This window comes from Thermomonospora echinospora, from assembly GCF_900108175.1.
Classification (GTDB): Bacteria; Actinomycetota; Actinomycetes; order Streptosporangiales; family Streptosporangiaceae; genus Thermomonospora; species Thermomonospora echinospora.
Genome location: NZ_FNVO01000001.1, coordinates 538,199 through 563,104, shown reverse-complemented (window position 1 = coordinate 563,104; position 24,906 = coordinate 538,199). Strand labels below are relative to the sequence as shown.

24 protein-coding genes are annotated in these 24,906 nt (G+C 71.9%); 9 read left to right on the top strand and 15 right to left on the bottom strand.

Translation table 11 applies throughout. The annotated features are described in order from the left end of the window. Positions 1 to 1,392 (bottom strand): OB-fold domain-containing protein, encoded by a 1,392-nt coding sequence (locus C4U03_RS02550; RefSeq protein ID WP_103935945.1) that lies wholly within the window; start codon positions 1,390 to 1,392, stop codon positions 1 to 3. 58 nt (positions 1,393 to 1,450) lie between these two features. On the opposite strand from C4U03_RS02550, the gene C4U03_RS02545 reads away from it, so the two are divergent. Then, positions 1,451 to 2,677 (top strand): CaiB/BaiF CoA transferase family protein, encoded by a 1,227-nt coding sequence (locus tag C4U03_RS02545; RefSeq protein WP_103935944.1) that lies wholly within the window; start codon positions 1,451 to 1,453, stop codon positions 2,675 to 2,677. A gap of 66 nt (positions 2,678 to 2,743) precedes the next feature. Here the strand turns inward: C4U03_RS02545 and C4U03_RS40270 are convergent, their stop codons facing one another. Further along, positions 2,744 to 3,421 carry a PaaI family thioesterase gene (locus C4U03_RS40270; RefSeq protein WP_160146894.1) on the bottom strand — a complete coding sequence of 226 codons (678 nt, stop codon included), beginning with the start codon at positions 3,419 to 3,421 and terminating at the stop codon, positions 2,744 to 2,746. Positions 3,422 to 3,527: 106 nt separating this feature from the next. On the opposite strand from C4U03_RS40270, the gene C4U03_RS40265 reads away from it, so the two are divergent. Next, positions 3,528 to 4,166, top strand: coding sequence for a TetR/AcrR family transcriptional regulator (locus tag C4U03_RS40265; protein WP_160146893.1), 639 nt, complete (start codon positions 3,528 to 3,530; stop codon positions 4,164 to 4,166). A gap of 16 nt (positions 4,167 to 4,182) precedes the next feature. Here the strand turns inward: C4U03_RS40265 and C4U03_RS02530 are convergent, their stop codons facing one another. Both C4U03_RS02530 and C4U03_RS02525 read right to left on the bottom strand, forming a co-directional pair. After that, positions 4,183 to 4,998 (bottom strand): enoyl-CoA hydratase/isomerase family protein, encoded by an 816-nt coding sequence (locus tag C4U03_RS02530; protein WP_103935941.1) that lies wholly within the window; start codon positions 4,996 to 4,998, stop codon positions 4,183 to 4,185. Further along, positions 4,998 to 6,632, bottom strand: coding sequence for an AMP-binding protein (locus tag C4U03_RS02525; protein WP_103935940.1), 1,635 nt, complete (start codon positions 6,630 to 6,632; stop codon positions 4,998 to 5,000). The genes C4U03_RS02530 and C4U03_RS02525 overlap by 1 nt, the downstream gene beginning before the upstream one ends. Before the next feature lie 184 nt (positions 6,633 to 6,816). On the opposite strand from C4U03_RS02525, the gene C4U03_RS02520 reads away from it, so the two are divergent. Beyond that, on the top strand, positions 6,817 to 8,100 hold the full coding sequence (locus C4U03_RS02520; protein WP_103935939.1) for an amidohydrolase family protein: 1,284 nt from the start codon (positions 6,817 to 6,819) through the stop codon (positions 8,098 to 8,100). 46 nt (positions 8,101 to 8,146) lie between these two features. On the opposite strand, the gene C4U03_RS02515 is transcribed toward C4U03_RS02520, so the two are convergent. The 5 genes from C4U03_RS02515 to C4U03_RS02495 all read right to left on the bottom strand — a co-directional run bounded on the left by C4U03_RS02515 (position 8,147) and on the right by C4U03_RS02495 (position 13,405). Next, a complete protein-coding gene (locus tag C4U03_RS02515; protein WP_103935938.1) occupies positions 8,147 to 8,908 on the bottom strand; it encodes a GntR family transcriptional regulator in 762 nt (253 codons plus the stop codon). 153 nt (positions 8,909 to 9,061) lie between these two features. Beyond that, entirely contained in the window at positions 9,062 to 10,297 is a 1,236-nt protein-coding gene (locus tag C4U03_RS02510; RefSeq protein WP_200826981.1) for an amidohydrolase family protein, read from the bottom strand. An 80-nt stretch (positions 10,298 to 10,377) separates the two neighbouring features. After that, the gene (locus C4U03_RS02505) at positions 10,378 to 11,070 is read right to left on the bottom strand and encodes a TetR/AcrR family transcriptional regulator (RefSeq protein ID WP_146087235.1); all 693 of its coding nucleotides are present in this window, start codon (positions 11,068 to 11,070) and stop codon (positions 10,378 to 10,380) included. After that, the gene (locus C4U03_RS02500) at positions 11,063 to 12,043 is read right to left on the bottom strand and encodes a Rieske 2Fe-2S domain-containing protein (protein WP_103935936.1); all 981 of its coding nucleotides are present in this window, start codon (positions 12,041 to 12,043) and stop codon (positions 11,063 to 11,065) included. Before C4U03_RS02500 ends, C4U03_RS02505 begins: the two co-directional genes overlap by 8 nt. 129 nt (positions 12,044 to 12,172) lie before the next feature. Then, on the bottom strand, positions 12,173 to 13,405 hold the full coding sequence (locus C4U03_RS02495; RefSeq protein WP_103935935.1) for a CaiB/BaiF CoA transferase family protein: 1,233 nt from the start codon (positions 13,403 to 13,405) through the stop codon (positions 12,173 to 12,175). 98 nt (positions 13,406 to 13,503) lie between these two features. On the opposite strand from C4U03_RS02495, the gene C4U03_RS02490 reads away from it, so the two are divergent. Beyond that, complete coding sequence (locus C4U03_RS02490) at positions 13,504 to 14,283, top strand: enoyl-CoA hydratase-related protein (protein WP_103935934.1); 780 nt, start codon at positions 13,504 to 13,506, stop codon at positions 14,281 to 14,283. Between the two features lie 91 nt (positions 14,284 to 14,374). Then, entirely contained in the window at positions 14,375 to 15,091 is a 717-nt protein-coding gene (locus tag C4U03_RS02485) for a GntR family transcriptional regulator (protein ID WP_103935933.1), read from the top strand. A gap of 160 nt (positions 15,092 to 15,251) precedes the next feature. Here C4U03_RS02485 and C4U03_RS02480 read toward each other — a convergent pair whose 3' ends face one another. From C4U03_RS02480 to C4U03_RS02460, 5 genes are all read right to left on the bottom strand, one after another. After that, positions 15,252 to 16,865, bottom strand: a complete 1,614-nt coding sequence (locus C4U03_RS02480; RefSeq protein WP_103935932.1) for a right-handed parallel beta-helix repeat-containing protein — start codon at positions 16,863 to 16,865, stop codon at positions 15,252 to 15,254. A 597-nt stretch (positions 16,866 to 17,462) separates the two neighbouring features. Next, complete coding sequence (locus tag C4U03_RS02475; protein WP_103935931.1) at positions 17,463 to 18,626, bottom strand: thiolase family protein; 1,164 nt, start codon at positions 18,624 to 18,626, stop codon at positions 17,463 to 17,465. A gap of 49 nt (positions 18,627 to 18,675) precedes the next feature. Beyond that, positions 18,676 to 19,437, bottom strand: coding sequence for an SDR family NAD(P)-dependent oxidoreductase (locus C4U03_RS02470; RefSeq protein ID WP_235017635.1), 762 nt, complete (start codon positions 19,435 to 19,437; stop codon positions 18,676 to 18,678). Positions 19,438 to 19,540: 103 nt separating this feature from the next. After that, positions 19,541 to 19,987 (bottom strand): hypothetical protein, encoded by a 447-nt coding sequence (locus C4U03_RS02465; RefSeq protein WP_103935929.1) that lies wholly within the window; start codon positions 19,985 to 19,987, stop codon positions 19,541 to 19,543. Between the two features lie 176 nt (positions 19,988 to 20,163). Then, complete coding sequence (locus C4U03_RS02460; RefSeq protein ID WP_103935928.1) at positions 20,164 to 20,670, bottom strand: nuclear transport factor 2 family protein; 507 nt, start codon at positions 20,668 to 20,670, stop codon at positions 20,164 to 20,166. Between the two features lie 140 nt (positions 20,671 to 20,810). Between C4U03_RS02460 and C4U03_RS02455 the strand changes: the two genes are divergently transcribed. Together C4U03_RS02455 and C4U03_RS02450 are read left to right on the top strand one after the other, a co-directional pair. Beyond that, the gene (locus C4U03_RS02455) at positions 20,811 to 22,166 is read left to right on the top strand and encodes an ABC transporter substrate-binding protein (protein ID WP_103935927.1); all 1,356 of its coding nucleotides are present in this window, start codon (positions 20,811 to 20,813) and stop codon (positions 22,164 to 22,166) included. A gap of 46 nt (positions 22,167 to 22,212) precedes the next feature. Continuing rightward, positions 22,213 to 23,349 (top strand): acyl-CoA dehydrogenase family protein, encoded by a 1,137-nt coding sequence (locus tag C4U03_RS02450; protein WP_103935926.1) that lies wholly within the window; start codon positions 22,213 to 22,215, stop codon positions 23,347 to 23,349. Positions 23,350 to 23,465: 116 nt separating this feature from the next. Here C4U03_RS02450 and C4U03_RS02445 read toward each other — a convergent pair whose 3' ends face one another. Beyond that, entirely contained in the window at positions 23,466 to 24,023 is a 558-nt protein-coding gene (locus C4U03_RS02445) for a GNAT family N-acetyltransferase (protein ID WP_103935925.1), read from the bottom strand. Positions 24,024 to 24,247: 224 nt separating this feature from the next. On the opposite strand from C4U03_RS02445, the gene C4U03_RS02440 reads away from it, so the two are divergent. Continuing rightward, positions 24,248 to 24,481, top strand: a complete 234-nt coding sequence (locus tag C4U03_RS02440) for a hypothetical protein (protein WP_200826980.1) — start codon at positions 24,248 to 24,250, stop codon at positions 24,479 to 24,481. Between the two features lie 12 nt (positions 24,482 to 24,493). Further along, positions 24,494 to 24,733, top strand: coding sequence for a hypothetical protein (locus tag C4U03_RS02435; RefSeq protein ID WP_103935924.1), 240 nt, complete (start codon positions 24,494 to 24,496; stop codon positions 24,731 to 24,733). Positions 24,734 to 24,906: the final 173 nt, after the last annotated feature.

Here is a 24,906-nt window from a genome sequence, read left to right as displayed (position 1 = left end):
TCAGCCGCTCTCCTCCGCATCCCGTACGGGCCGGGCCTTCCAGAAGTAGTTGTGGACGCCCTCGGCGGTGAACAGCCGCCGGAACGTCATCTCGACCCGGCCGCCGATGCGGACCTCGCCCTCGTCCACGTCGGTCAGCTCGACCGGGAGCCGGCCGCCGCCGTCGAAGTCCACGACCGCGAACACCACCGGGGGGCTGGGCGAGTAGGCGAGCCGGTCCACGGTGAAGGTCACGATGGTGCCCGTCGCGTCGGCCATCGGGTGGCGGGCGTCGTCGAGCGGGGAGGGCGGCAGCCGGACCGTCCCGTCGTCTCCTCGCGAGCCGACGAAGCCGAACTTCCACTCGCGGTTGCGTCCCGCGGCCGGCGCCGAGGGGCGGGCCGGCTCGGGTCGCCGGGGCGGCTCCACCGGCAGCAGCCCCCGCCAGGCCAGATAGGTGCCGTAGGACACCGGGACACCGGAGGCCAGTTGTGCGGCCACGGTCCGGCCCGGCCGGTGGGCGGCCAGCGCGCCGGTGGTCCGGAACACCACCGCGTCGGCCCCGTCCGACAGCGTCACCAGGACGACGGTCTGTCCCGGCCGGGCCCGTTCGAGCGCGTCCGCCAGCAGCAGGGCGGGCTGGGCGGCGCCGACGTTGCCGGCCTGCGCGCCGAGCCGGTCGGCGACGCGGTCGGCCGGGACGCCCGACCGCGCGGCGACGGCCTTGGCCGCCCGTTCGTGCAGGCCCGCCACGATCAGCGTGGAGACGTCGGATGGCGCGGTCCCGGCCTCGTCCAGGGCGAGCTTGAGCGTCTCCAGCCCGAGTCCGGTGTAGCGCGTCTCGCCGAAGCGTTCCTCCCACAGCCGGGAGGCGGGGGCGCCGGGCGTCCGCCAGCGGTCGAGGAACTCCTCGGTCAGCGACGTCCAGGCGAGCGGTTCGGCCAGCACCGGGGCGTCGTGGTCGGAGCCGACCAGCAGCGCCGCCGCGCCGTCTCCGCCGGCCGCCTCGTCGGGCCCGCCGGGCAGGCCCGTCCGCAGGTCGGAGGCGACCACCAGGGCCGGTCCGGCCCCGTCGAGCCCGGCCCGCAGCGCGCCCATCGCCGAGTGCACCGAGCCGGAGGCGTCGTAGGCGGCCACGGTCCGGTCGAGGCGGAGCGCCGCGTGCACGGCGGTGGCGTTGGACTTGTCCAGGTAGGCGGGCTCGGTGGTGGCGAACCACAGCGCCCGGGGCCGCGCCGGCGCCCCGCGCAGCGCGTGTCGGGCCGCCGCGACGGCCATGGTCGTGGTGTCCTCGTCGTAGGAGGCCACCGTGCGGGTCCCCGCCCCGCCTCCGGTCCCGGCCACCGGCCGGATGGCCGAACGGTCCAGCCGCCGGTGGGGCAGGTAGCCGCCCCAGCCCAGGATTCCTCGCATGGCGACCACTCTAAGAGAATATTGCATAAAAAATCTAATCTGTAATTAGACTGGCTCCATGGGAACCGGTGAGACTGCCATGGGCAGGCCCCTGGACGGGGTGCGCGTCCTGGCGCTCGAACAGATGCAGGCGCTCCCCTACGCCACCCAACTACTCGCGCGGCTCGGCGCCGACGTGGTGAAGGTGGAGCCCCCGCGGGGCGGCGACTCCGGACGCGCCTCGCTGCCGGCCATGACCGACCCGCAAGGCCGCCGGGTCGGCGCCACCTTCCTGCGCAACAACCTCGGCAAGCGCAGCATCTGCGTGGACCTGAAGGACCCGCGCGGCCGTGACCTGGTGCTGCGGCTGGCGCCCCGGTTCGACGTGGTCGCCGAGAACTCCAAGGCCGGCGCGATGCGGCGGCTGGGGCTCGGCTACGACGACATCGCCGCGGTGCATCCGGCCGCGATCTACGTCTCGGTGTCCGGCTTCGGCAACACCGTCCCCACCCCTTACGGGGACCGGCCGGCCTTCGCCCCGATCGTCGAGGCGATGTCGGGCGTCTACGAGATGAAGCGGACCGGGGACCGGCCGCCCACCGTGGCGCCGGTCGGCGCGCTCGGCGACATCGGCGCCGCGCTGTACGCCGCCATCGGCGTGCTGGCCGCGCTGCGGCACCGCGAGGCCACTGGGCGGGGACAGTACGTCGACATCGCGATGCTCGACGCGGTGATCGCCATGACTGACATCGTCACCAACCTATGGTCGATGGGGCTGCGCGGCGGGCAACTCGGACCCCTGATCCTGCACGGCTTCCGCGCCAAGGACGGCTGGTTCGTCCTGCAGGTCGCCCGTGAACAACACTTCGCCAGACTGGTGGAGCTGATCGGGCACCCCGAGTGGGCCGCCGACCCCAGGTTCGCCACCAGGCAGGGCTGGGTCGCCCACCTGGAGGACGTGCTGCGGCCCGCGATCGAGGGCTGGGCCGCTGGGCTGACCAAGGCGCAGGCGTGCCAGGCCATGGGCGCGGCCGGAATCCCCGCCGGGCCCTGCCTCGGCGCCGAGGAGGTGGTGGCCGACGAGCACGTCGCCGCCCGCGACATGCTCGTCTCCGTCCCGCGCACCGACGGGGTCGCCCAGCCGGTCCTGGTGCCCGGCGACCCGGTGCGGATGAGCGCCGTCCCCCGGGCGGACGAGACCCGCCCGCCGTGGCTGGGCGAGCACACGTCCGAGGTGCTGTCCACCGAACTCGGCCTCACCTCCGCCGAGATCCAGACGCTGCGCTCCGCCGGCGTGGTCGCCTGACCACGTCCTCCGTCCGGCCCGCAGGCCGGGCCGGACGGCCTCGCCCCACCGCGGTCGTCCGGGGCGTCAGCGGGTGCGTTCGGACATCCGGGCGATCTGGGCGTGGTCCAGCAGCACGAAATCACCCACCGCCTCGACCGTGACCCGGTCCCGTTGCAGCAGCCTGCCGACGGTGCGTATCCGCCGCCCGTCCTGCGCCTCCACCTGTCCCTCGAACAGGCAAGGCTCATACAGGGCCGTAGGACGGCGATAAGTGATCTCCAGTCTGGCGGTCGGGCCGGGCAGGCCCGCGACGATGTTGGCCGCCGCGCACACGATGTCGAAGGAGGCGGCCAGCACCGCGCCGTGCACGCATCCGGGCGGACCCTCGTAGGCGCGGGTGAACGCGCCGCGCAGCAGCGCGCGGGGCGGGTCGAACTCCAGGTCCAGTGGCAGGGCCAGCGGGTTGTGGCGGCCGATGACGTTGTCGAACGGCATCCGCGCCGCCAAACCGGCGGCGTTGTCGACGGGTTCGCTCAGTATCGTCTTGGGCAACGGCGGGTCGGGGACGTGCCGCTCCAGGATGTCCGCGACGGCCTCCAGCCGGCGGACGGCCTCCCTCGTGGTGGCGGCCGGGGCCGTCGTGGTCACGGTCAGCTCGACCAGCCGCCGCACCACGTCGGCCAGCGCCGCCGACTCGTGCTCGCGGCCGGCCAGGACCGGATGGCCGGCCGGTGTCTGGGCGGGGGATTCTGTCACTTCCACCTCTGCAAGGTCGTTCCGTCATGGGCGCCGCGGCGGCCGCCGTCCGGGGGGCGGTGGCCGACCGGTTACGATTCTCACTGCCGTCCGATGGGAGTGCATGGCGTCGATGACCGAGCGCAGTCTGCGAGAACAGCGCCGAGAGCAGCGCCGGGCGTTGAGCAGGGACCAGATCCTGGACGCCGCCGAGCAGGTGTTCGCCCGCGAGGGCTTCCACCAGGCGTCCCTGCGGGAGATCGCCGAGCTCGCCGAGTTCTCCGTCGGGACGGTCTACGGCCTGTTCACCGGCAAGGACGAGCTGTACCGGGAGATCTTCCTGCGGCGGGCGGCGGAGTTCCTGCCCGGTATGCGCGACGTGCTGGACTCCGGCCGGCCGCCGCGCCGCCAGTTGCTGGACCTGGCCGACTGGCAGGTCGGCTTCTTCCGACGCTTCCCACAGTTCGGCCGGCTGGTGCTGCGCGGCGGCGCGATCGCCCCGCCGCTGTCGGAGCCGCCCGACGACAGCCGGATCCTGGAGAACTTCCGCGCCTCCCAGCAGATGCAGGCCGAGCTGTTCCGGCGCGGCCAGCAGGCCGGGCAGCTGCGCGCCGGCGACCCGATGCTGCTGGCCCGGATGTTCTCCGGCCTGGTCAGCGCCTTCCAGACCGCCGAGCTGGACGCCGGGCAGCCGCCGGACGGCGGTGAGCGGCTCCCCCTGGCCCAGCTGCACGAGGTGCTGGAGGCCGCCTTCACGCTGCCCGGCGCCTAGGGCGGCGCGGGTCACCTCAGAGCCTGCCGCCCGTACGGAAGTGCGGCGGCACCCAGGACGGGTCGCGGCGTTCGGCGAAGGCCCGGCCGCCCTCGCGCATCTCCTCGTTGAACAGCAGGGCGTCGAAGGTCGTCCGGTCGACCCGGCCGTAGTTGTCGTTGATGATCCGCTTGAGGTGCAGCCGGGCCTGGGGCGCGGTGCGGCAGATCTGGATCGCGACCTCCTCGGCCTCGGCCAGGACCCGCTCGTCCGGGACGACCCGGCTGAACATGCCCCAGCTCTCGGCCTCCCGGGCGGTCACCACCCGTCCGGTCAGCAGCATGTCGCGGGCCCGCGCGATGCCGATCTGGGCGGGCAGGTAGGCCGCATAGCCGGTGTCGGCGATGCCCCGCAGCAGCTCGGGCGCCCGTACCGTGACGCTCTCCCCCGCCACCGCGACGTCCGACAGCATCGCGATCAGCAGCCCGCCGCCCTGGGCGATGCCGTTGACCGCCGACACCACCGGCTTGGGCGAGCGCCGGATCGCCTCGAACGGGGTGGAGTCCAAGCCGAGCAGGTCGGGGAAGTCCAGCCAGCGGTCGGGCTCGTCGCCGCGCAGCTCGCCGCCGGGGATGAACACGTCCCCGGTGCCGGTGATGATCAGGGCGGCCAGCTCGGGATCGCGGTTGACCAGGTCCACCGCCCGCCGCACGCCGAAGTACATGGCGCTGGTCAGCGCGTTGCGCGAGCCGGGCCGGTCGACCACGCACCAGGCCAGCGGGCCGCGCCGCTCGAACCGCAAGTAGGGGGTGCCGAGGTCGTCGCCCTTCAGCCCCATCGGCTCGGCGCCCATCAGCGGCGCTCGAAGGTCACGCCGGCGGCCTCGCGGTCCCAGGTCGCGGGGGTGATCCCCGCGTCCTTGAGCAGGTGCTTGGTGGCGCGGCCGGTCCGGCTCAGCGGCAGCTCGTCGCGGAACTCGAAGTAGCGGGGCACCGCGTAGTAGGGCAGCTGCTCGATCGCCCAGCGGCACAGCGTCTCCTCGCTGAGGGAAGCGCCCTCCCTGAGGACGACGGTGGCCTTGACGTCGTCCTCGCCGACCTCGCTGGCCACGGCGTGCACGCACACGTCCCTGACGTCGGGGTGTTCGTGGAAGACCTTCTCCAGCTCCCAGCTGGAGATGTTCTCGCCGCGCCGCCGCATGTAGTCGGCCTTGCGGTCGACGAAGAACAGGTAGCCGTCGGAGTCGATGCGGCCGATGTCGCCGGTGTGGAACCACAGGTTGCGCCAGGCGCCGACGGTGGCCTCCGGCCGCCGCCAGTAGCCCTCGTACATCACGTGCGGCTTGCGGGGACGGCAGACGATCTCGCCCTCGGCGCCGGCCGGCAGCTCCCGGTCGTCGTCGTCGAAGATCTTCACGATGAACGCCTCGGAGTTGACGATGCCCGCCGATCCGGGCTTGCCGGGCAGGCCAGGCGGCAGCCAGGAGATCAGCGACGCCTCGGTGGTGCCGTAGGCGTTGCTGAAGGTGGTGAGGCCGAACCGCTCGCGGTAGATCTGGTCGATCTCCGGCGGTAGCGGCGCTCCGGTGAGCAGCCGCAGCGTGGTGTTGGCCTCCGAACGCCCGGAGCCCTTGGCCTGCGGGTGGTCGTCGGCCTTGGCCACCAGCACCGCCAGCGAGCCGAGCAGCGAGGCGATGGTGGCGCCGGTCCGGTTGATCTCCGGCCAGAATCCCGACACCGAGAACCGCCGCGACAGCGCGGCCCGACCGCCGCTGATCAGCGTGCCGGTCAGCATGCAGGAGATGGCGTTGAAGTGGAACAGCGGCAGCGGGCTCCACACCACGTCCTCGGGCGTACGGCCCCACGAGGAGATGATCTGCCGGGCGATCGACAGGTGGTAGTTGTGGCTGAGCGCGCAACCCTTGGAGGGGCCCGTCGTGCCGCCGGTGTAGACGATCGTGCCCAGGTCGGCGGGGCGTACCAGCACGTCCGGGCGGCGGTCGTCGGCGCCGGTCAGGTCGGCCCAGGCGTGGATCTTCGCCCTGGTGCCGGCGCGTCCGACCGGGCCGTGGTCGCCCACGACCACCAGGTGCCGTACCGAGTCGATGGAGTCCAGGATCTCCAGCGGACGCTCGGCCAGGTCGTCCTGGACGATCACCACCGCGGTGTCGGCGTCGGTGAGCTGGTGGCGCAGCAGCGGGCCCTTCAGCGCCGTGTTCACCGGCACCGAGATGGCACCCAGCTTGTGGATCGCGAACCAGCTGAGCACCGCGGCGGCGCCGTTGTCCAGGATGGTGGCCACCGTCGAGCCGTGGCCGACGCCCAGGTCCGCCAGCGCGTTCGCCACCCGGTTGGACTCGCGGTCCAGCTCGGCGGCGGTGTAGGGGGTGCCGCAGCAGTCCAGGAAGGGCCCGTCCGGGTCCCGGGCGAGGCGGCGCTCCAGTAGGTCGAGCAGGGTGTGCTGCTCCTCGTCCACCCAGTCAGGCATCGTGTGCTGTCCTCCGCTTCCGGCACCCGGGCGGGCGTCCCGAATCATGCATACATTATCTAATTTATCTCCAGTCCGACGAGGGTCTTGCGCGAGGTTTTGAACTGATGTTCACTTCATTGAAATCACCGTTCAGGAAGCCGGCGGTGCGCCCCCGGCCTCGCGGCCCACCCCGAGGAGCAGCATGAACGCCGAAGAGCTCATCATGATCAGCGTCGATGACCATGTCGTGGAGCCGCCGGGCATGTTCGAGGCCCACATCCCCGAGCGGTACCGCGACCAGGCCCCGCGGGTCCGCACCACCAAGGACGGCTCGGACGTGTGGACCTTCAACGGCAAGACCATCCCCAACATCGGGCTGAACGCCGTGGCCGGCCGCCCCAAGGAGGAGTACGGCATCGAGCCGACCGCCTTCGACGAGATCCGCCCCGGCACCTACGACATCCACGAGCGCATCAAGGACATGAGCGCCGGCGGGATCCTGGCGTCGATGAACTTCCCCTCCTTCCCCGGCTTCAGCGGGCGGGTCTTCGCCGCCACCGAGGACAAGGACCTGGCGCTGGCGGTGGTGCGGGCCTACAACGACTGGCACATCGACGAGTGGGCCGGCACCTACCCGGGCCGGATCATCCCGATGGCGCTGCCGGTGCTGTGGGACGCCGAACTGTGCGCCGAAGAGGTCCGCCGGGTGGCCGCCAAAGGCTGCCACTCGATCACCTTCACCGAGAACCCCGCGACGCTGGGCTACCCCAGCTTCCACAACGAGTACTGGGACCCGCTGTGGCGGGCGGTCTGCGACGAGGACGTGGTGGTCTCCATCCACCTCGGCTCCTCCGGGCAGCTGTCGGTGACCGCGCCGGACGCCCCCATCGACGTGATGATCACCCTGCAGCCGATGAACGTCTGTCAGGCCGCCGCCGACCTGCTGTGGTCCCGGGTGATCAAGAAGTTCCCGAACATCAAGTTCGCCCTGTCCGAAGGCGGCACCGGCTGGATCCCCTACTTCCTGGACCGCCTCGACCGCACCTACGACATGCACCACCTGTGGACCGGCCAGGACTTCGGCGGCAAGCTGCCCAGCGAAGTGTTCCGCGAGCACTTCCTGACCTGCTTCATCTCCGACCCCGTCGGCGTCCAGCTGCGGAACCTGATCGGGATCGACAACATCGCCTGGGAGTGCGACTACCCGCACTCGGACTCGTCCTGGCCGAACGCGCCCGAGGAACTGGCCGAGGTCGCCGCGGACGTGCCCGACGACGACCTCAACAAGATCACCTACCAGAACGCGATGCGCTGGTACTCCTTCGACCCCTTCGTGGGCGGCCGCACCAAGGACAACGGCACCGTCGCCGCCCTGCGCGCCGAGGTCGCCGGCCACGACGTGAGCATCCGCTCCTACGACAAGGGCCGCTTCCAAAAGCAGGTCGGCATCGAGATGGGCAAGCTGGCCGAACAGGCCACCGCCTGACCCGCCGCGCGTTCCCCCCGGCGGTCCGGGGGGAACGCCGGCCGGCTCACCGGGAGACCGGCTCCTGCTCCGGCTGCTGCTCCTGTTCGAACATGCCGCGCTTGCGGAACAGGGCGGCGACCAGGTCCCCCTGCTTGCGGAGCATCTTGGCGTACTCCTCCTCGGCCTGGGCGGCGTCGCCCTTGCGGATCGCCCGCACGATGGCGGCCGTGCCGCGCCGCTCGACGGCGTCGGCGCCGGGCACCAGGTCGAAGAAGTTGCCGGGGACGATGCCGGTCATCTGCCGCAGCATGCTGCGCAGCCGCGGCGACTGCGCCGACTCCACGACCAGCTTGTGGAACTGCATGGTCAGCTCGTGCAGCCGCTCGACGTCCTTGGTGTCGGCGATCTGCTTGGCGATGGGAGCCAGCCGCTCGGCCAGCTCGGGGCCGCGGCGCTCGACCGCCCGGCGGACGGCGAACCCGTAGAACAGCCCGTACAGCTCGTAGTGGTCGTGCACCGAGGACTCGTCCAGGGCGTTCACGAACACGCCCCGGTGCGGGACGATCGTCATCCAGCCCTCGCGCTCCAGCGCGATCAGCGCCTCGCGGACGGGGATGCGCGACACCCCGAGGGTCTGCGCGATCGCGTCCTGCGGCACCCGCTGGCCCTGGCGCAGCACGCCGTCGAAGATCAGCCGGCGCACGTAGAGCCGGACCTGCTCGCCGCTGCTCATCCGGGACAGGTTCTGGCTGGGCAGCAGATCGGCCCCGCCCTCCGACGATGCCCCCCGCAGGGCGGGTTCCTGTCTGCGCGGGATCGTCCTCACCCCTAGATCCGGTGGACGGCCTCACGCCGCCCGACTGGCGTCAAAACTATCAGTTATCAAAACTATCAGTGCCGCGGTCCACGTCAGGGGTCATGCGGCACCCGGCGTCCGGCCCGGCGGCGCGGGCGCGCCCCGGGCCGGACGCTCCCGTCCTCACTCGGGCAGGTCCAGGCCGAGCAGCCGGATCGCGTTCCCCCGGGCGATCTTGTTGATCAAGCCCTGGTCGAGATGGCCGAACTGCATCGCGGCCGCCTCGCGGGAACGGGGCCAGGTGCCGTCCTGGTGGGGGTAGTCGGTCTCGAAGGTCGCGTTGTCCACGCCGACCTTCTCCAGCAGCTCCACGCCGACGGCGTCCTTGAAGAAGCAGCTGGTGATCTGCCGGTAGTAGTAGGTCGAGGGCGGCTCGGGACAGTTGTCCTGGCTGTGCGCCCAGCCCCGGTGCGTCTCCCACACATCGTCGACGCGCTCCAGCAGGTACGGGATCCAGCCGATCTGCGCCTCGGCGTACAGCAGCTTCAGGCCGGGGAAGCGGTGCGGCACCCCGGAGAACAGGAAGTCGGTCATGCTGGCGACGCTGTTGCCGAAGATGATGGTCGCGCCCACCGCGCCGGGCGCGTCCGCCGAGGTCTGCGGGGTCCTGGTGCCGGAGCCGATGTGCATCGACACGACCGTGCCGGTCTCCTCGCAGGCGGCGAAGAACGGGTCCCAGTAGCGGGAGTGCAGGCTGGGCAGCCCCAGGTAGGCGGGCAGTTCACTGAAGGCCACCGCCCGCACGCCGCGCGCGGCGTTGCGGCGTACCTCGGCGACGGCCAGCTCCACGTCCCACAGCGGCACGATGCACAGCGGGATCAGCCGGCCCCCGCCAAAGCCGCACCACTCCTCGACCATCCAGTCGTTGTAGGCCCGCACGCACAGCTCGGCCAGCTCGCGGTCCTTGCCCCACAGGAAGATCTGGCCGCAGAAGCGGGGGTAGTTGGGAAAGCACATCTGGGCCTGGACGCCGTTGACGTCCATGTCGGCCAGCCGCTCGGCCGGGATCCAGCAGCCGGGCCGCATGTCGTCGTAGGTGATTCCCTCGTTGGTGACCTCGCCGGCGGGCACGCCGGCCGCCGCGATGTAGCGCTTGATCTGGTTGCGGGTGTCCTCGTAGACCCACCAGGCGACGTCGGGCCCCTCGGTGCCGGGGGTCTCGACGTACTTGCCGTCCACCAGCCGCACCTCGCCGGCCGGGGCGTACTCGATGTGCGGGCCGGCGTCGCGGTACCGCGCCGGCAGCCGGCCGCTCCACAGGTCCGGGGGCTCGACCACGTGCGCGTCCACGTCGATCAGCTGCGGGATCCTCGCCAGCCGCTCGCCCAGCAGGTCCGGGCGGGCCGTCTGTTCGGTCATGATCCACCTCTATATACTGAATTATTTATACAGAATACTCGCGGAAGGCGCTCTTTTCGAGCCGCGCCCGGCGTCGTGCCTCACACCGGGCCGATGACCTGCCCGGCCTCCTCCCGGGTGGCCGCACCGACCGGGGCGGTGAGCGCGGCCACCGTCATGTCGACCAGGTTGCGCGCCACCAGGGACAGCGGCAGCGGACGCCGCCTGCTGCCGGGCGCGTCCTCCAAAACCGCCCGGTCGGCCAGCACGTGCATGACCGACTGCGACGCCACCACCAGCCGCTCCACGGCCAGTTCCCGGGGCATCGCACGGGCCATGATCTCTACCAGCGCCCGGCCCGCGGCGGTCAGCGAGGGGTCCACCAGCGTGCGCACGTCCTCAACGGCCAGGGCGGGCTGGGCCAGCATCGAGGTCCAGATCCGGATCGCCGCGCGCTGGCTGGGGCCCCTGCCGAGGTACTCGGCGACCGGCAGCACGATCACCTCGACCAGGCCCCGCACATCGGGCCGCCGGCCGCCGGCGGTGACCTCGGCGTACAACTCGTCGTGCCGGGCCCGCAGCCAGCCGCCGTGCCGCCGCAGGATCGCGCGCAGCAGCCCGTCCCGGCCGCCGAAGTGGTAGTGCAGGGCCGCGGTGTTGCGCTGGCCCGCGGCGGTGTTGATCTCGTTGAGCGACACCCCGTGGACGCCGCGCTCGGCCATCAGCCGCTCGGCGGCGTCCAGGATCAGCTCGCGGGTCTCGGCGCCGCGCGCCCTGGGAGCTCGGTCAGACACCACTGCCTTCCAGTCGCTTCACCCGGTTGGGGATCCAGGGGCTGTCCGGGACGCCCTCACCATAGAACTGCCTGGCCCAGTGCCGGAACTCGATGATCGGCCCGTCGCCCTTGATCAGCAGCGGCCGGTCGACGTAGATCTTGTGCTCCCAGATCGGCACGTCCTCGCCGATCTGCTTGACGAACTCGTTGATCATCCTCGGGGAGAACCTCTCCATGGACTTCGGGAAGGTGAACATCCAGCGGATGTGGACGTTCTCCTCGTCCACCGGGGTCACCGAGGAGACGAAGGACATCACGCCCTTCAGCCGCAGCGCGCCCAGGCCCAGCCCGTAGGACTTGCGGACGAAGTCCAGCGAGTAGACCTTGCCCTCCTTGTTCTTGAACTCCTGCCGCTCGGTGACGGTCTTGACGAAGCCGTCGTAGGCGACCTCGCCGCCGGGCACCGTCTCCATCCCGTGCACGTACTTGAAGTGCACGTAGTCGGCGTTGTTCTCGGCCATCTCCTGGACGCAGGTGGCGATCCGGAACTCGTGGAAGACCGGGGCGACCCAGGTCTCGTCGTCGAACTCCGCCATCTCCGGCATCGGGACGTACGGCTCGGCGCCGCCGAGGTGGTGCCAGGCGAAGACCAGGCCGAACCGCTCGATGACCGGGTAGGAGCGGACCTTCGCCTTGGGCGAGGGCTCGGCGTCGGTATAGGGCACCTCCACACACCGGCCGGACACGCCGTCGAAGCGCCAGGCGTGGAACGGGCACTCCAGCAGCTCTCCGGCGACCTGACCGCCGTGCGCGAGGCTGGCGCCCAGGTGCGGGCAGTAGGCGTCGACCACCCGGGCCTCCCCGGAGGCCGTGCGGAACAGCGCGAGGTCGCGTCCGAAGTAGTGGGCGGGCCTGACCTGCCCGGCCGCCAGTTCCTCGCTGCGCGCGACGGCGAACCAGCCGTTCGGGATCGGGAACGGGAAACGTGCCATGTCCTGCCTCCGGGGGGAACTAAAGAGGTCTCTTCAATCGAAGGTAACACCGGCTCCGGGCGGCGGCCAGGGACCGCCGGCACCGCGCCCCGGACGGTCGCGGCGTCGGCGCCGCGAGGCCCGCCTCGGTCATCGCGATCCGTCCTGCCGTGCCGCTCCGCCGGGCCGAGGGACGTCCGCCGGCCCGATGACGCCCTCGGCCCGCAGCGCGGTCAGCTCGCCGGCGTCGAATCCCAGCTCGGCGAGGACCGGCTCGGTGTGCTCGCCGAGGGCGGGCACCGGGTCCAGCCGCCAGTCCCAGTCGGCCGACTCCGGCGGCGGCAGCAGGCAGGCCACCGGCCCCACCGGGGAGGCGACCTGCCGCCATCTGCCGCGTTCGACGAGCTGGGGGTGGCCGAGCACCTCCGTGGGCGTGTTGAGCCGGGCGTGCCCGAGCCCGGCGGCCTCGGCGGCCCTGCGGCACCGCTCCAGCGGCAGCCCGGCCGCCCAGGCGCCGATCACCGCGTCGAGCTCGGCGCGGCGCGCCACGCGGTCGCTGTTGCTCGCGTACCGCGGGTCCTCCGCCAGGTCGGGCCGTTCCAGCACCTGCCGCGCCAGCCGCCGCCACTCCCGGTCGTTGGTGGTGCCCAGGACGAGGACCTGCCCGTCGGCCGTTCCGTAGGCGCCGTACGGGGCGACCATCGGCGAGCCGAGCCCGTTCGGCTCCACGTCGAAGCCGCCGTAGCGCGCCTGGTTCAGCGCGAAGCCCATCCATTCGGCCACCGCGTCGAACAGCCCGACCGAGATCGCGGTCCCCGCGCCGGTGCGCTCCCGGACGAACAGGGCCGCCAGGACGCTCGACAGTGCGTACATCCCGGCCCCGATGTCGGCGATCGGGATGCCCGGCTTGGCAGGGCGGCCGGGCGTTCCGGTGATGGCGCAGGACCCGGCCTCGGACTGCACGAGCAGGTCATAGGCGCGCGCCCGCGCGTAGGGGCCGCCCCGGCCGTAGCCGGAGATGTCGACGGTGATCAGCCGGGGGTGCCGGACGCGCAGCTCGGCGGCGTCCAGCCCAAGCCGGGCCGCCGCGCCGGGCGCCAGGTTCTGCACCAGCACATCCGCCCGCTCCACCAGCCGGGCCAGCACCGCCCTCCCCCGCTCGTGCTTGAGGTCCAGGGCGACCGACTCCTTGTTGCGGTTGGCCCACACGAAGTGCGCCGCCATGCCGCCCACCGCCGTGTCGTAGTCGCGGGCGAAGTCACCGCCCCGGCGGTTCTCCACCTTGACGACCCGGGCGCCCAGATCGCCGAGGTGGCGGGTGCAGATGGGAGCGGCCACGGCCTGCTCGACCGCGACCACGACGATTCCCTCCAGCGGCAGCATGGCCACACTCCGCGGTCAAAGACTTGATTATGTATATAAAATAGTATCAACTCGTCCGGAAGACCGGAGAAGGGATGGCGGCACATGGGGCGACGTCCATGACCCCGCAGGAGCCGTTGGTGGGACTCACCCTCGACCAGGGCGTCGCACGGATCCATCTCAACGATCCCCGCCACCGCAACGCCCTGTCCAAGCGGCTGAGCGACGACCTGGCCGCGGCGGTGGACGAGGCGCTGTCTCGCGGGGCACGCGCCCTCGTGCTGACCGCTGAACCCCCGGTCTTCTGCGCCGGCGGCTCGCTGGAGGGCCTGCTGGAGCGCCGGGTGCCGCTGGCCGAGATGTACGCGGGCATGAACCGGCTGGCCCGGGCCCCGGTGCCGACCATCGCGGCGGTGGGCGGCCCGGCGATCGGCGCGGGCGTCAACCTGCCGCTGGCCTGCGACGTCGTCATCGCCTCCGACAGCGCCCGCTTCGACCCGCGGTTCCTGGACGTGGGCATCCATCCGGGCGGCGGCCACCTGTGGCGGCTCGGCCGGCGGGTCGGCCCGCAGGGGGCGGCGGCGCTGGTGCTGTGCGGCGACGTGCTGACCGGGCGCGAGGCCGCCGAGCACGGCCTGGCCTGGCGCTGCGTCGGCGACGCCGACCTGGAGGCCACCGCGCTGGGCCTGGCCCGGCGGGCGGCGGGCCGGCCGGCCGCGCTGGTACGGCGCACCAAGGAGTCGCTGCGCGCCGCCGCCGTGCTCACCGACGTCGAGGAGGCCGCCGAGCTGGAGCTGCGCGCGCAGCAGTGGTCGGTGGAGCAGCCGGAGTTCACCGAGACGGTACGGCGGATCCGGCGCGACCTCGCCGCCCGCGCCGGGTCACGGCGGAACGCCTGAGATCCCCTTCGGCAGATCCGTTCGGCGGATCTCTTCGGCGAGGAGCGTATACTTGACACTTGACAAAATAAACAGCCAAGGGGGCGATTCGGTGACCGCGCGGGCGGTGACGCTCCCCGGCGCCCCGCTTCCTCCCCCCGACGAGGCGATGGTCCGGCGGAGCAGCGGTGAGCAGGCGGCGCTGTACATCCGCAGGCTGATCTTCGAGGGACAGCTACGGCAGGGCGACCGGGTTCCGCAGGACGAGATCGCCCGGGCGCTGGGGGTCAGCCGCATCCCGGTGCGCGAGGCGCTGCTGTCGCTGGAACGCGAGGGCTGGGTGACGATCAGGCCGCATCGCGGCGCGTTCATCGGTGCGCTGGACGAGACCTCGGTGCGCGACCACTACACGCTCTACGGCCTGGTCTTCGGCTTCGCGGCCCGGCGGGCCACCGAGCGCCGCACGCCCGAGCTGGTCACCCGGCTGACGGAGTTGTGCGAGGCGCTCGGAGGTGTCGACGACCCGGCGGCCGTCGCCCGGCTCAACCGCGAGTTCGACCGGGTCATCCTGGAGACGGCCGGCTCCCCCCGGCTGCGGGCGGTGCTGCGCGCCATGGTCGGCATCGTGCCCGGCAACTTCTTCGCCCTGGTGCCCGGGGCGATCGAGGCCGTACGCGAAGGCGCCCGGGCGATCCTGCGGGCGGTACGGGACGGGGATCCGGCCGGCGCCGCCCGGGCGTACGCCCGGATGCTCCAGCGCCAGGGCGACCTGGTGGCCGAGCTGTTCACGGCCCGCGGCCTGTTCGCGGCCCCGGCCCAGCCATGTTGACCACGGCCGCCGGCAACGCTCGTGACCAGCGCGCCTGAGCCCAGGCGCCCGGGGCGGCCGGCTTCCGCCGACCGGTGATCGCGGCCACGGGGGCGGGGCCGGGCTTCGCGTCGTACGGGCCGGCTGCCGTCCGTCGTCCGTCCGGCCCTCCTCGCCGTCGTCATTCGTCGTTGTCGTACCACCGTCCGCCGCTGGGCGGGGTGTCGAATCGGGTGGACGCCGACAGGTTGCCGGTCAGGTCGTTGTCGGTCACCCGGCAGTCGGCCCAGCTGCCCTCTTCGGTAATCCACATGCCGTGGGTCTGGGTTCCGGGGTGCTGGTCGTCCCACATCCGGTTGTCGTGCAGCTGCGACCTCGTCACGGCGGACGCGACGGTGAGCGCGGGCCGGACGTCGGGCGGGTCCGGCAGCCTGTAGTGCGAGCCCGCCGCAGGCGTGCCGCCGCGCCAGGCCGTCTCCGCGCCGGGGCGGGCGGGCGCCAGGGCGAGCGTGGTCTTGGTGTTGAACATCACCGTGACGGTCTGCCCGCCCGCGGTCAGCCGCTTGCCGCGGTGCCCGTCGGGGATCCAGTCGGCGCCCTCGTCGGTCATGGACAGGGGGGTGAAGTGCACCCCCTCGCCGCCGCCCGACGTCGCCGGCGCGGCGCGGCGGCCGTTGTTGCGGAACCGGTTGTCCAGGATCGCGGAGTCCTTCAGGGGGGCGTCGATCCGGGCGCCGTCGAGCGCGTTGTCCCGGATGTCGTTGGATTCGAGCACGACGTCCGAGACCGGGGTCTGCGTGCCGCCCTCCAGGTTGTGCTCCCAGTAGCCGTAACGCCCGTTGTTGCTGATGCGGTTGCCGCGGAAGGCGTAGGGGCCGGGCGTGTTGCCGATCCGGAAGCCGTCGCCGACGTTGCTGTCGATGACACAGCCGGTGACGATGCCGCCCCGCCCGCCGATGCCCGAGGTGCCCTGCGAAGAGATGTTGAACCCGCACTCGTGGTTGCCCATCATCGTGCAGGAGGTGACCAGCAGCCCGTCGGCGCCCCAGTCGGAGATGCCGAACCGGTTGTCCTCAGCGTGGCAGGCGGTGATGCGGATGCCGCGGGGCGGCGGCCAGTCCTCCCGTTGCAGTTCCAGGAAGATGCCGTTGGTGTCGTTGCCGGTCGCGGCGCAGGCGGTCAGGGTCAGGCGCTCGGTCCTGCCCCAGCCGCCGAGGCCGATGCCGATGCCCGCGCCCCCGATGTCCACCGCTCCGCCCAGCCGCCCGCAGCGCTCGGCCAGCACGCCCTCGACAAGGGTGTCCTGCAGGAAGTCGCAGCCGAAGCCGGTCGCCGGGGTGTCGTGTATGTACAGGTCGCGGAAGCGGCCCCGGAGCACGTACTGCATGCCGAGGCCCTTCGCCAGCACGTTGTACTCGTCCAGCTCCACGCCGGATCCGTCGATCTCGAAGTGCGCGAAGGTGATGTCCGCCAGGTGGTTGTCCCGGTCGGCGCCGTGCTGCGCGGAGGTGAACCAGGCCAGCGGCACCGGTGAGGCCGGGCTGCCGGGATTGGACAGCACGAAGCAGGTGGCGCCAGGCCCGGCGCCGAGCAGCGACACGCCGCTGCGCCAGACCGTGGCCACGTCCCGGATCGCATAGCGGCCCGCGGGGACATGGATGGTCCGCGGGTGGCCATCCTTGGCGTAGGCCGCTCCCAGCTCGTCGACCAGCCTCGCGAACGCCGGCTGGTCGTTGGTGGATCCGTCACCCACCAGGCCGTACTCCCGGGCGTCGACCGTCAACGGCACAGACATGCGGGCACTCCTCCTCTTGGTCCTCAACTGTGGCGAGGCCGCCCACACGGTCGGCCCGGCCGCCGCCGGAGGCCGAGGCTCAGGACGGGTGAGGCCGTTTCGGGCTCCGCCCCCGGCGGCCGGAACGCGTCCGGGTGATCCGCAGGCCGATATCGGTGGGCACCGGCCGTAGTGCCGCCGAGCCGCACGTTCCAGGAGGCCGGGTAGGAGACGCCCGCAGGGCGTCACGACCGCGGCCGTGACGAGTCCGGTCGTCTCGGGTCCAGCGTCAAGGAACACGGCGGCGGGCATGATGATCATGAAGGGCCGGGCGGCGCCGGCCCGCAGCCGGTCCGGTACGACACCGCCAACGCGGTGCGGCCGCCCCTACGCCCCTTTTCTCCGCCCATACCCGCCACCACGCGGGTACACCCCAGCGGCCCCGGGCGACGACGCGGGCCAGGGGCATCGGACGGTCAAGGCGTTCCGGCCGGCTCAGGCGGCTCGGCATCGCCGCGACCCGCAGCGACCCGCAGCGACCCGCTACGCCCACTCGGACGCTCGGACGCCACCCCGGGCCGGCGGTCATGCGTTCTGCGTTCGCGGCCGGTGATCGGGTTACAGCAGTTCCAGGACGAGGGCCGAGCCCATGCCGCCGCCCGCGCACATGGAGACGCAGCCGAACGTGCCGCCGCGCCGGCGCAACTCGCCGAGCATCGTCACCACCATCCGGGCGCCGGTGGCCGCGATGGGGTGGCCGAGCCCGCAGCCGCTGCCGTTGACGTTGAGCGCGTCGGGGTCGATGCCGAGGATCCGGGCGGAGGCGGCGGCGACCGTGGTGAACGCCTCGTTGATCTCGTACAGGTCGATGTCAGCGATCTTCAGCCCGGCGCGGTCGAGGGCCTTGGGCACCGCCAGCGTGGGGGCCAGCCCGGTCCGTTCTGGCTGCACGCCCACCGACGCCCAGGCCACCACGCGGGCGAGCGGGGTCAGGCCGTTGGCCCGCGCGTAGTCGCCGGCGGTCAGCACCACCGCCGCCGCGGCGTCGTTGAGCCCGGCGGAGTTGCCCGCGGTGATCACGGCGCCGTCGAGTTCGGGGTGCAGCACGGGCAGTTGCGCGAGCCGCTCGGCGGTGGTGTCGGCCCGGGGGTGCTCGTCGGTGTCGAACAGGCGCCCGTCCGGCAGCTCGACCGGGACGATCTCGTCGGCGAAGTGCCCGGCGGCCACCGAGGCGGCCGCCCGCCGGTGCGAGCGCAGCGCCCACTCGTCGGCCTCCGCCCGGCCCACACCGGCCAGGCGGGCGGTGTTCTCGCCCACGGTCAGCGGCATGTCGAAGGCCGGGGCCTGTGGGGTCTCCGGATGACTCGGCGACATCCACGGCCGGAGGTCGCGCGCGGACGCCGGGATGGACTTGCTGACCCGGGGCATCGAGCTCAGGCTCTCGGTGCCACCGGCCACCACCACCCGATCCATGCCGGCGCGGATCGAACCGGCGGCGATCTGGATCGCGCTCAGCCCGGCCGCGCAGTGCCGGTTGTCGGCCAGCCCCGGCACGTGCGCCAGGCCGCTCTCCACGGCCACGTAACGGCCGATCACGCCGCCGCCCTGCAGTGACTCGGCGAGCACCAGGTCGTCGATGTCGGTGACGGGCACGCCCGACCGGTCGACGGCGGCGCCGACCGCGACCCGGGCCAGCCGGAAGGCGTCGACGTCGACCAGCGAGCCCTTGTGCGCCCGTCCGATGGGCGTACGAGCGGCCGAGACGATCACCGCGTCGGTCATGGTGACTCCTTGGTCTGCGGGGGTCTGCGAGGGGTCTGCGGGGCCGGGGCTACTTGGGGGCGAAGCGCTGGCCGCCGTCCAGGCGGATGGTCTGGCCGTTGAGCATGGGGTTCTTGATGATCGCCTCGGCCAGCCAGGCGAACTCGTGCGGCAGTCCGGCCCGCTTGGGAAAGGCGGCGTCCCTGGTCAGGTCGGCGATCAGCGCCGGCGGGGCGCCCTCCAGCAGCCCGGTGGCGAACAGGCTGGGGGCGATGGCCGTCACCCGGATGCCCAGGCCGCCGAGGTCGCGCGCCATGGTCAGGCTCATGCCTGCGATGCCTGCCTTGGCCGCGGTGTAGGCGACCTGGCCGATCTGCCCCTCGAACGCCGCGATCGAGGAGGTGTTGACGATGACCCCGCGCTCGCCCTGCTCGTCCGGCTCGTTCTTGCTCATGTGCCAGGCCTGCAGGCGGTTGAGGTTGAAGGTGGCGATCAGGTTCAGCTCGACGATCTTGCGGAAGTCGGCCAGCGGCAGCGGTCCCTGCCTGCTGATGGTGCGCTTGCTGTAGCCGCCGCCGGCGGTGTTGACCGCGATGTGCACGGCGCCGTGCCGCTCCAGGACGGCATCGAGCGCCTGCTCGGTGCCGGTCTCGTCGGTGACGTCGCACGGGTGGAAGGTGGCGTCACCGCCGATCTCCGCGACGGCCTGGGGACCCTTGCCCTGCGGCAGGTCCAGCACGGCCACCGTCGCCCCCCGCTCGGCCAGCAGTTCGGCGGTGGCCCGGCCCATGCCCGAGCCACCGCCGACGACCACCGCGACCTTCTTCGCCATGTCCACGGATTCGCCTCCTCACGGACCGCACGGCCCTGGACTAATTTTTTATATTAGATGCAGTGCCAGGGTCTCGATCAAGGGCGCTCCCCGACCGGTCCGGCTAGCGAAGCCTGGCGTAGGCGACCTCGAAGTCGAGCCTCCAGTCTTCGCCGTCGGTGCGGATCTCCCAGCGGCCGTCGATCGTGTCGCCGTTCAGCGTCCCGGTGAAGCGCTGGTCGAAGCCCGGCGCGTCCCGCCGGATCGTCCAGACGCGGCCGTCGAACGTCATCCGGTAGACGCGGTGCACGCCGCGGGCGTCGGCGTACAGCATCGTGAACCCGCCGGCGGCATCGTCGAGCCCGATCAGCGCCGTGGTCGGGAACGGCGCGTGCTCCCGCCACTCCTGGGGAGCGTCCGGCGGGATCTCTTCGACGTCGGAGTACTGGCGCAGGAAGAGGCCGCCCTCATGCCATGCGAACTCCGTCCATGCCGCTCCCAGGCCGGGGACCTTCGGCTGTACGGACCAGCGGCCGATCAGCGGGGCGAGCTGTTCGAGTGAAGGGTGCATACCCGTGCCTACCACGGGCCGCTGACAGAACTCGTCGCAGCAGGCCGCTCCGAGGCCGGCCGGGTCGCAGATCGTCCCTCGCGGGGCCGCCGGCCACACCCGCGAGGGCACAGGACATCACCCCTCGGCCCAGTGCACCGGGTCCATGCGATCAGGGGATCGTAGGCGTTCGGGAGTCAGCCCAGGGTGATCTGGCGGCGGGCCAGTTTCCAGCCCTGGGAGGTACGGCGGAAGGTGTCGCGGTAGTGGCCCATCGAGTGCAGCCGGGGCGCGGTGGCGGTGTCGGTGTAGAACTGCCAGTACGACTCCGCCACGGCCGCGTCGCCGTCGACCGTCACCGCCACGGTGCCGACCACATGCCGGGTGCGGCTGCCGGGTCCGGTGGCGCCCTGGGCCCGGCGCGCGGCGCCCGCCGCCCGGATCTCGGCCCGGCCGTGCTTGGGCGGGACCCCGGGCATCTCCCATTCGGCGTCCTCGGTGAACTGGGCGCCGTAGTCGTCGAGGTCCCCCATGTCCGACAGCTGGGCGATCCGCGCGAGCACGGTACGGATCTCCAACTCGTCCCGAACGGCCCGCACGTCACCGGTCCGCACGTCCTCGGCCGGTACGCCCTCGGCCGGTGCGTTGTCGTTCCGCGTGGCGTCGTTCCGTCCGGCGCCGGGCTCGGTCCGGGCATCGGCCATCGTCGCGTCCTTCCGGCCGGTGCCGCCGGGCCGCGGCCCGCGCGTTCCGGCAGCTTGTCCGGATCATAGATTTTATATATAAGTTGGCAGGGTCGTGTCCACGAGACGCCGCCCCGCGGCGGCGCGAAGGAGGAGCTGCGATGACCGAGCAGGACGACTCCCGCTACGCGGAACGCATGTTCCCCGCCCCGGCTGACCACGGCGTCGCCCGGCCGGACCGGGCGGTCGCCACGGTGCGCTCGGGGACCGACACGGCCGCCGACGGCGACTACAGCAACGAGCTGTGGTACCAGGGCAGCGGCCGGATCGGCGAGAAGGCGGTCGAGCGGATCGTCGTCTACCCGCCCACGGGCGGCCTGCAGACCCAGGGCGACCCGTTCGAGCCGGTGCGGATCGGCCTGCTGATCGACATGGACCTCGGGCAGTTGCTGGCCGACACCATCGACCCGATCATCCTGGCCGTCGAGGACGCCCTGAACGAGGGCGTCTACGACCGGCCCGTGGAGATCGTGACGGTGGACGCCCGCGGCCTGCCCCGGGAGAACTACCTGAAGGTCCGCAAGGGCTACCAGAAGCTGGTGGACGAGGGCTGCGTCGTCGTCATCGGCCCGTTCATCTCCGACAACTCGCTCAACCTCCGCGACACGATCAACGCCACCGGAGTGCCGTGCCTGGGCTGGACCGGCACCACTCTCTTCCACGGGGAGTACTGCTTCACCGTCGCCAACGGCGACATCCCCGTCGAGGGCGGCATGGCGGCCAACTGGTGCGCCCAGAACGGCCTGGACAAGGTCGGTTTCTTCTGGGAGCAGGGCTCCTCCGGCGACCTGTACGCCGACTACTTCCGGGCCGCCGCGCGCCAGTACGACGTGGACATCGTCAAGGAGGTCCGGCTCGGCCCCAACCCGCGCAACCTGCGGCAGCACCTGGAGACGATGCGCGCCCAGGGAGCCAGGTCGATCGTCTACATGGGCTACGGCTACTCGACGTTCCACTTCGCCGACGCGTTCAAGACGATGGACTGGGACCCGCCGCGCTTCATGGGCACCGCGTTCATGTTCTACTCCAACTCCAACAAGTGGGCCGAGGGGCTGGAGGGTTGGCACGGCGTCGACCAGCTCGGCGAGGACGGCGCCAACCCCAACTACGAGGCCATGCTGGAGCGTTTCGAGGCCCGGTTCGGCCGGGTCTCCCGCAACGTGGTGGTGGCCCTGTCGTACGACACGGCCCGCGCGGCGATCCACGGCATCGCCAACGCGCGCATCGCCGTCCCCGAGGAGGTCAAGGCCGGACTGGAGAAGATCAAGTGGATGCCGTGCACCAACGGCGGGCCCGGCTGCTACCTGACGTTCGCCGAGTACGACCACCGCGGCTACAAGGGCGACTTCCTGACCATCCGCGAGCTGCGCGGCGGCGAGTTGCACTTCCGCGGCTACCACCGGCCCACCTGGCCGTCCAACACCCGCTCTCCCCTGCTCAAGCAGAGCGGGGAGTGAACCGGGCCGCGGCCCCTTGACCGCCGACCGACCAGCCGGAGACGCCATGGACCTCACCTTCAGCGACGAGCACGAGGAGTTGCGCCGTACCGTCCGTTCCTTCCTGGAGGACACCTCACCGGAGTCCGAGGTGCGCAGGCTGATGGAGTCCGGCAACGGCTACGACCCCGGCGTGTGGGCCCGGATGGGCACACAGCTCGGCCTGCAGGGGCTGGCCGTCCCCGAGGAGTACGGCGGCGCCGGAGGCGGGGCGCTGGAGACGGGCATCGTCCTGGAGGAGATGGGCCGGGCGCTGCTGTGCGCCCCCTATCTGGCCACCTGCGTGCTGGCGACCCAGGCGATCCTCGCCTCCAGCGATGCGGGCGCCGCCCGCGAGCTGCTGCCCGGGATCTCCTGCGGGGTCACCGTCGCCACACTGGCCTTCACCGAGCCCGGCCGCGCCTGGAACGCCCCCGCGAGCGACGTCACCGTACGGCGCTCGGGCGGGCGCCTGCTGCTGGACGGGACGAAGGACCTGGTGCTCGACGGCGCGCTGGCCGACCTGGTCCTGGTCACCGCCGCCGACGAGCAGGGCACCGGCCTGTACGCCGTCGCCGGTGACGCCGCCGGACTGACCCGAACGTCCCTGAACACCCTCGACACCACCCGGAGACTGGCCCGCCTGGACTTCTCCGGCACCCCCGCCCATCCTGTCGGCACCGCCGGCGACGGCCCCCGGATCCTGGCACGGGCCCTGGAACACGCCTCGATCGCCCTGGCCGCCGAGTCGGTCGGGGGCGCCCAGCGCATGATGGAACTGGCCGTTGAGCACGCCCGCACCCGCGTGCAGTTCGGCCGCCCGATCGGCGCCTTCCAGGCGGTCAAGCACGCCTGCGCCGACATGTACATCGATGTGGAGTCGGCACGCGCGACGGCCCACCACGCGATGTGGACCGCCGCCGAGAGCAGCGCCGACCTAGACGCCGACCTGGCCGCCGCAGCGGCCCTGGCCAAGTCCTGCTGCGCCGACGCCTACATGCGCGTCGCCACCGAGACCATCCAGGTCCTCGGCGGCATCGGTGTCACCTGGGAGCACCCCGCCCACCTGTACTTCCGGCGAGCCAAGAGCTCCCAACTCCTCTTCGGCGACCCCACCCACCACCGAAACCGGCTCGTCGACCACATCCCCGCAGCGACGGGCTAGCCGGGCTCAGGGCATGACGGCTTTGTGGCAGCAGGCCAAGTCCCGCACTTCCACGGTGACCTGAACCCAGAGCTTTGCGGAGGCCTCCGGATGGGCCTTGGCAGGACCCAGTCCCCTCAACGGGTGCCGTGCGCGGAAAGCCATTCAGGGGCGAGCACCGACCAGACCTCGATGTCCTGCCGTACGCCCCGGTGCGGATAGTGCTCGCGCAGGACCCCGTCGCGGCTCATGCCGAGCCGCTTGGCCACATTGATGCTCGGAGTGTTGTCGGAGGACACCATCCACTCCACACGGTGGATTCCGCGTTCCCGGACCGCCCAGTCGATGATCACACGTGCCGCGCGGGTGACCAGACCACGTCCGGCGGCGGCCGGTTCCAGCCAGCAGCCGACCTCGCAGTTGCCCAGGCCCACGTCGAAGACCCTGAACAGGACGCCGCCGACGAGGAGCCCGTCGAGCCAGATGCCGTAGAGCCGGCCGGTGTCGGCGGCGGTCTTGTCGGCGTACGACTGCAGCAGGCCGCGCGCGGAGTCGAGGTCGGCCGCCGCATCGGCGAATCCGATGTGCCGGCCGATGTACTCGCGGCCACGCTCGACATGAGCGAAGAACTCCTCGGCCCGCCAGGGCTCCAACGGCCGCAACTCGGCCCCGTCCCCCAGGGAGATCGCGAACATCCTCATCCTCCGACCGTGCGCAATCCCAAGATCTTCGCACGGATCACCGAAGATCCCTCCACACCGGCCTACCTGCCGACCTGGGCGACCCGTCTCATGCGGGCTGCTGCGAGGTTCGGCCCCGTTGCCGTCCATCCGGAGTTCACGGCCCGGGGTTGACGGTACCGGTCCGCTCCGAGACCGTTCTCCTGATGCGGAACGGCCGACACGGTAGGCGGTGCTGGGTGGGCAAGGGCAGGACGGCAGGGCTGATCGCGGCTCTGCCCGTGGTGATGCTGTTGGTCGGCGGGTGCTCCGAGAGCATCAAGGAACGCTCCTTCACCGACCAGAACGGGCGGGCCTGCGCCTATGTCGCCATCGAGGAAGGCGACGGCGGCAAGGACGTCAGCAACGTCGACTGCGACTACCCGCCGACGGGCCCCGCGTCGGTTCCCCCGTCGCCGTCCCCGACGCCGTAGCCGGAGCCACCGGTGCGTGCGAGCGGTACGGCGGGGCTGGTCGCGGCCCTGGTCGTCGTCGGGGTGCTGACCAGCGGATGCGGCAACGGCAACACCGCCACGGAGGACAGGAGGACCTTCATCGACCGGCACGGGCGGGTCTGCACCTACATCTTCATCACCGAATCCGAGGGCGACTCCGTGGACTCGGACGTCTCCGACCTCGAATGCGACTTCCCGCCGCCGCCGCCGACGCCCTCCTCGTCGCCCTAGCGGGCGGCGGCCTCTCCGCAAGGCATCGGTGAGAGCGGAGTGGACGCGCTGCGGGAGATCGTCGTGTCCGGAGTTCACGCCGTCCACTCCCCCGTGAAGACGGCGGTGACGGTGCGGCCGAAGTCTTCGATCTTCAGAGGTTCGTTCCGGGACCACGAGGGATAGACGGACGA

Bases quoted from the DNA above. Each gene is read 5' to 3' on its own strand.
- C4U03_RS02550 (WP_103935945.1), bottom strand. From the start codon at position 1,392: ATGCGAGGAATCCTGGGCTGGGGCGGCTACCTGCCCCACCGGCGGCTG.
- C4U03_RS02545 (WP_103935944.1), top strand. From the start codon at position 1,451: ATGGGAACCGGTGAGACTGCCATGGGCAGGCCCCTGGACGGGGTGCGC.
- C4U03_RS40265 (WP_160146893.1), top strand. From the start codon at position 3,528: ATGACCGAGCGCAGTCTGCGAGAACAGCGCCGAGAGCAGCGCCGGGCG.
- C4U03_RS02530 (WP_103935941.1), bottom strand. From the start codon at position 4,998: ATGGGCGCCGAGCCGATGGGGCTGAAGGGCGACGACCTCGGCACCCCC.
- C4U03_RS02525 (WP_103935940.1), bottom strand. From the start codon at position 6,632: ATGCCTGACTGGGTGGACGAGGAGCAGCACACCCTGCTCGACCTACTG.
- C4U03_RS02520 (WP_103935939.1), top strand. From the start codon at position 6,817: ATGAACGCCGAAGAGCTCATCATGATCAGCGTCGATGACCATGTCGTG.
- C4U03_RS02510 (WP_200826981.1), bottom strand. From the start codon at position 10,297: ATGACCGAACAGACGGCCCGCCCGGACCTGCTGGGCGAGCGGCTGGCG.
- C4U03_RS02500 (WP_103935936.1), bottom strand. From the start codon at position 12,043: ATGGCACGTTTCCCGTTCCCGATCCCGAACGGCTGGTTCGCCGTCGCG.
- C4U03_RS02495 (WP_103935935.1), bottom strand. From the start codon at position 13,405: ATGCTGCCGCTGGAGGGAATCGTCGTGGTCGCGGTCGAGCAGGCCGTG.
- C4U03_RS02490 (WP_103935934.1), top strand. From the start codon at position 13,504: ATGACCCCGCAGGAGCCGTTGGTGGGACTCACCCTCGACCAGGGCGTC.
- C4U03_RS02480 (WP_103935932.1), bottom strand. From the start codon at position 16,865: ATGTCTGTGCCGTTGACGGTCGACGCCCGGGAGTACGGCCTGGTGGGT.
- C4U03_RS02475 (WP_103935931.1), bottom strand. From the start codon at position 18,626: ATGACCGACGCGGTGATCGTCTCGGCCGCTCGTACGCCCATCGGACGG.
- C4U03_RS02470 (WP_235017635.1), bottom strand. From the start codon at position 19,437: ATGGCGAAGAAGGTCGCGGTGGTCGTCGGCGGTGGCTCGGGCATGGGC.
- C4U03_RS02465 (WP_103935929.1), bottom strand. From the start codon at position 19,987: ATGCACCCTTCACTCGAACAGCTCGCCCCGCTGATCGGCCGCTGGTCC.
- C4U03_RS02460 (WP_103935928.1), bottom strand. From the start codon at position 20,670: ATGGCCGATGCCCGGACCGAGCCCGGCGCCGGACGGAACGACGCCACG.
- C4U03_RS02455 (WP_103935927.1), top strand. From the start codon at position 20,811: ATGACCGAGCAGGACGACTCCCGCTACGCGGAACGCATGTTCCCCGCC.
- C4U03_RS02450 (WP_103935926.1), top strand. From the start codon at position 22,213: ATGGACCTCACCTTCAGCGACGAGCACGAGGAGTTGCGCCGTACCGTC.
- C4U03_RS02445 (WP_103935925.1), bottom strand. From the start codon at position 24,023: ATGTTCGCGATCTCCCTGGGGGACGGGGCCGAGTTGCGGCCGTTGGAG.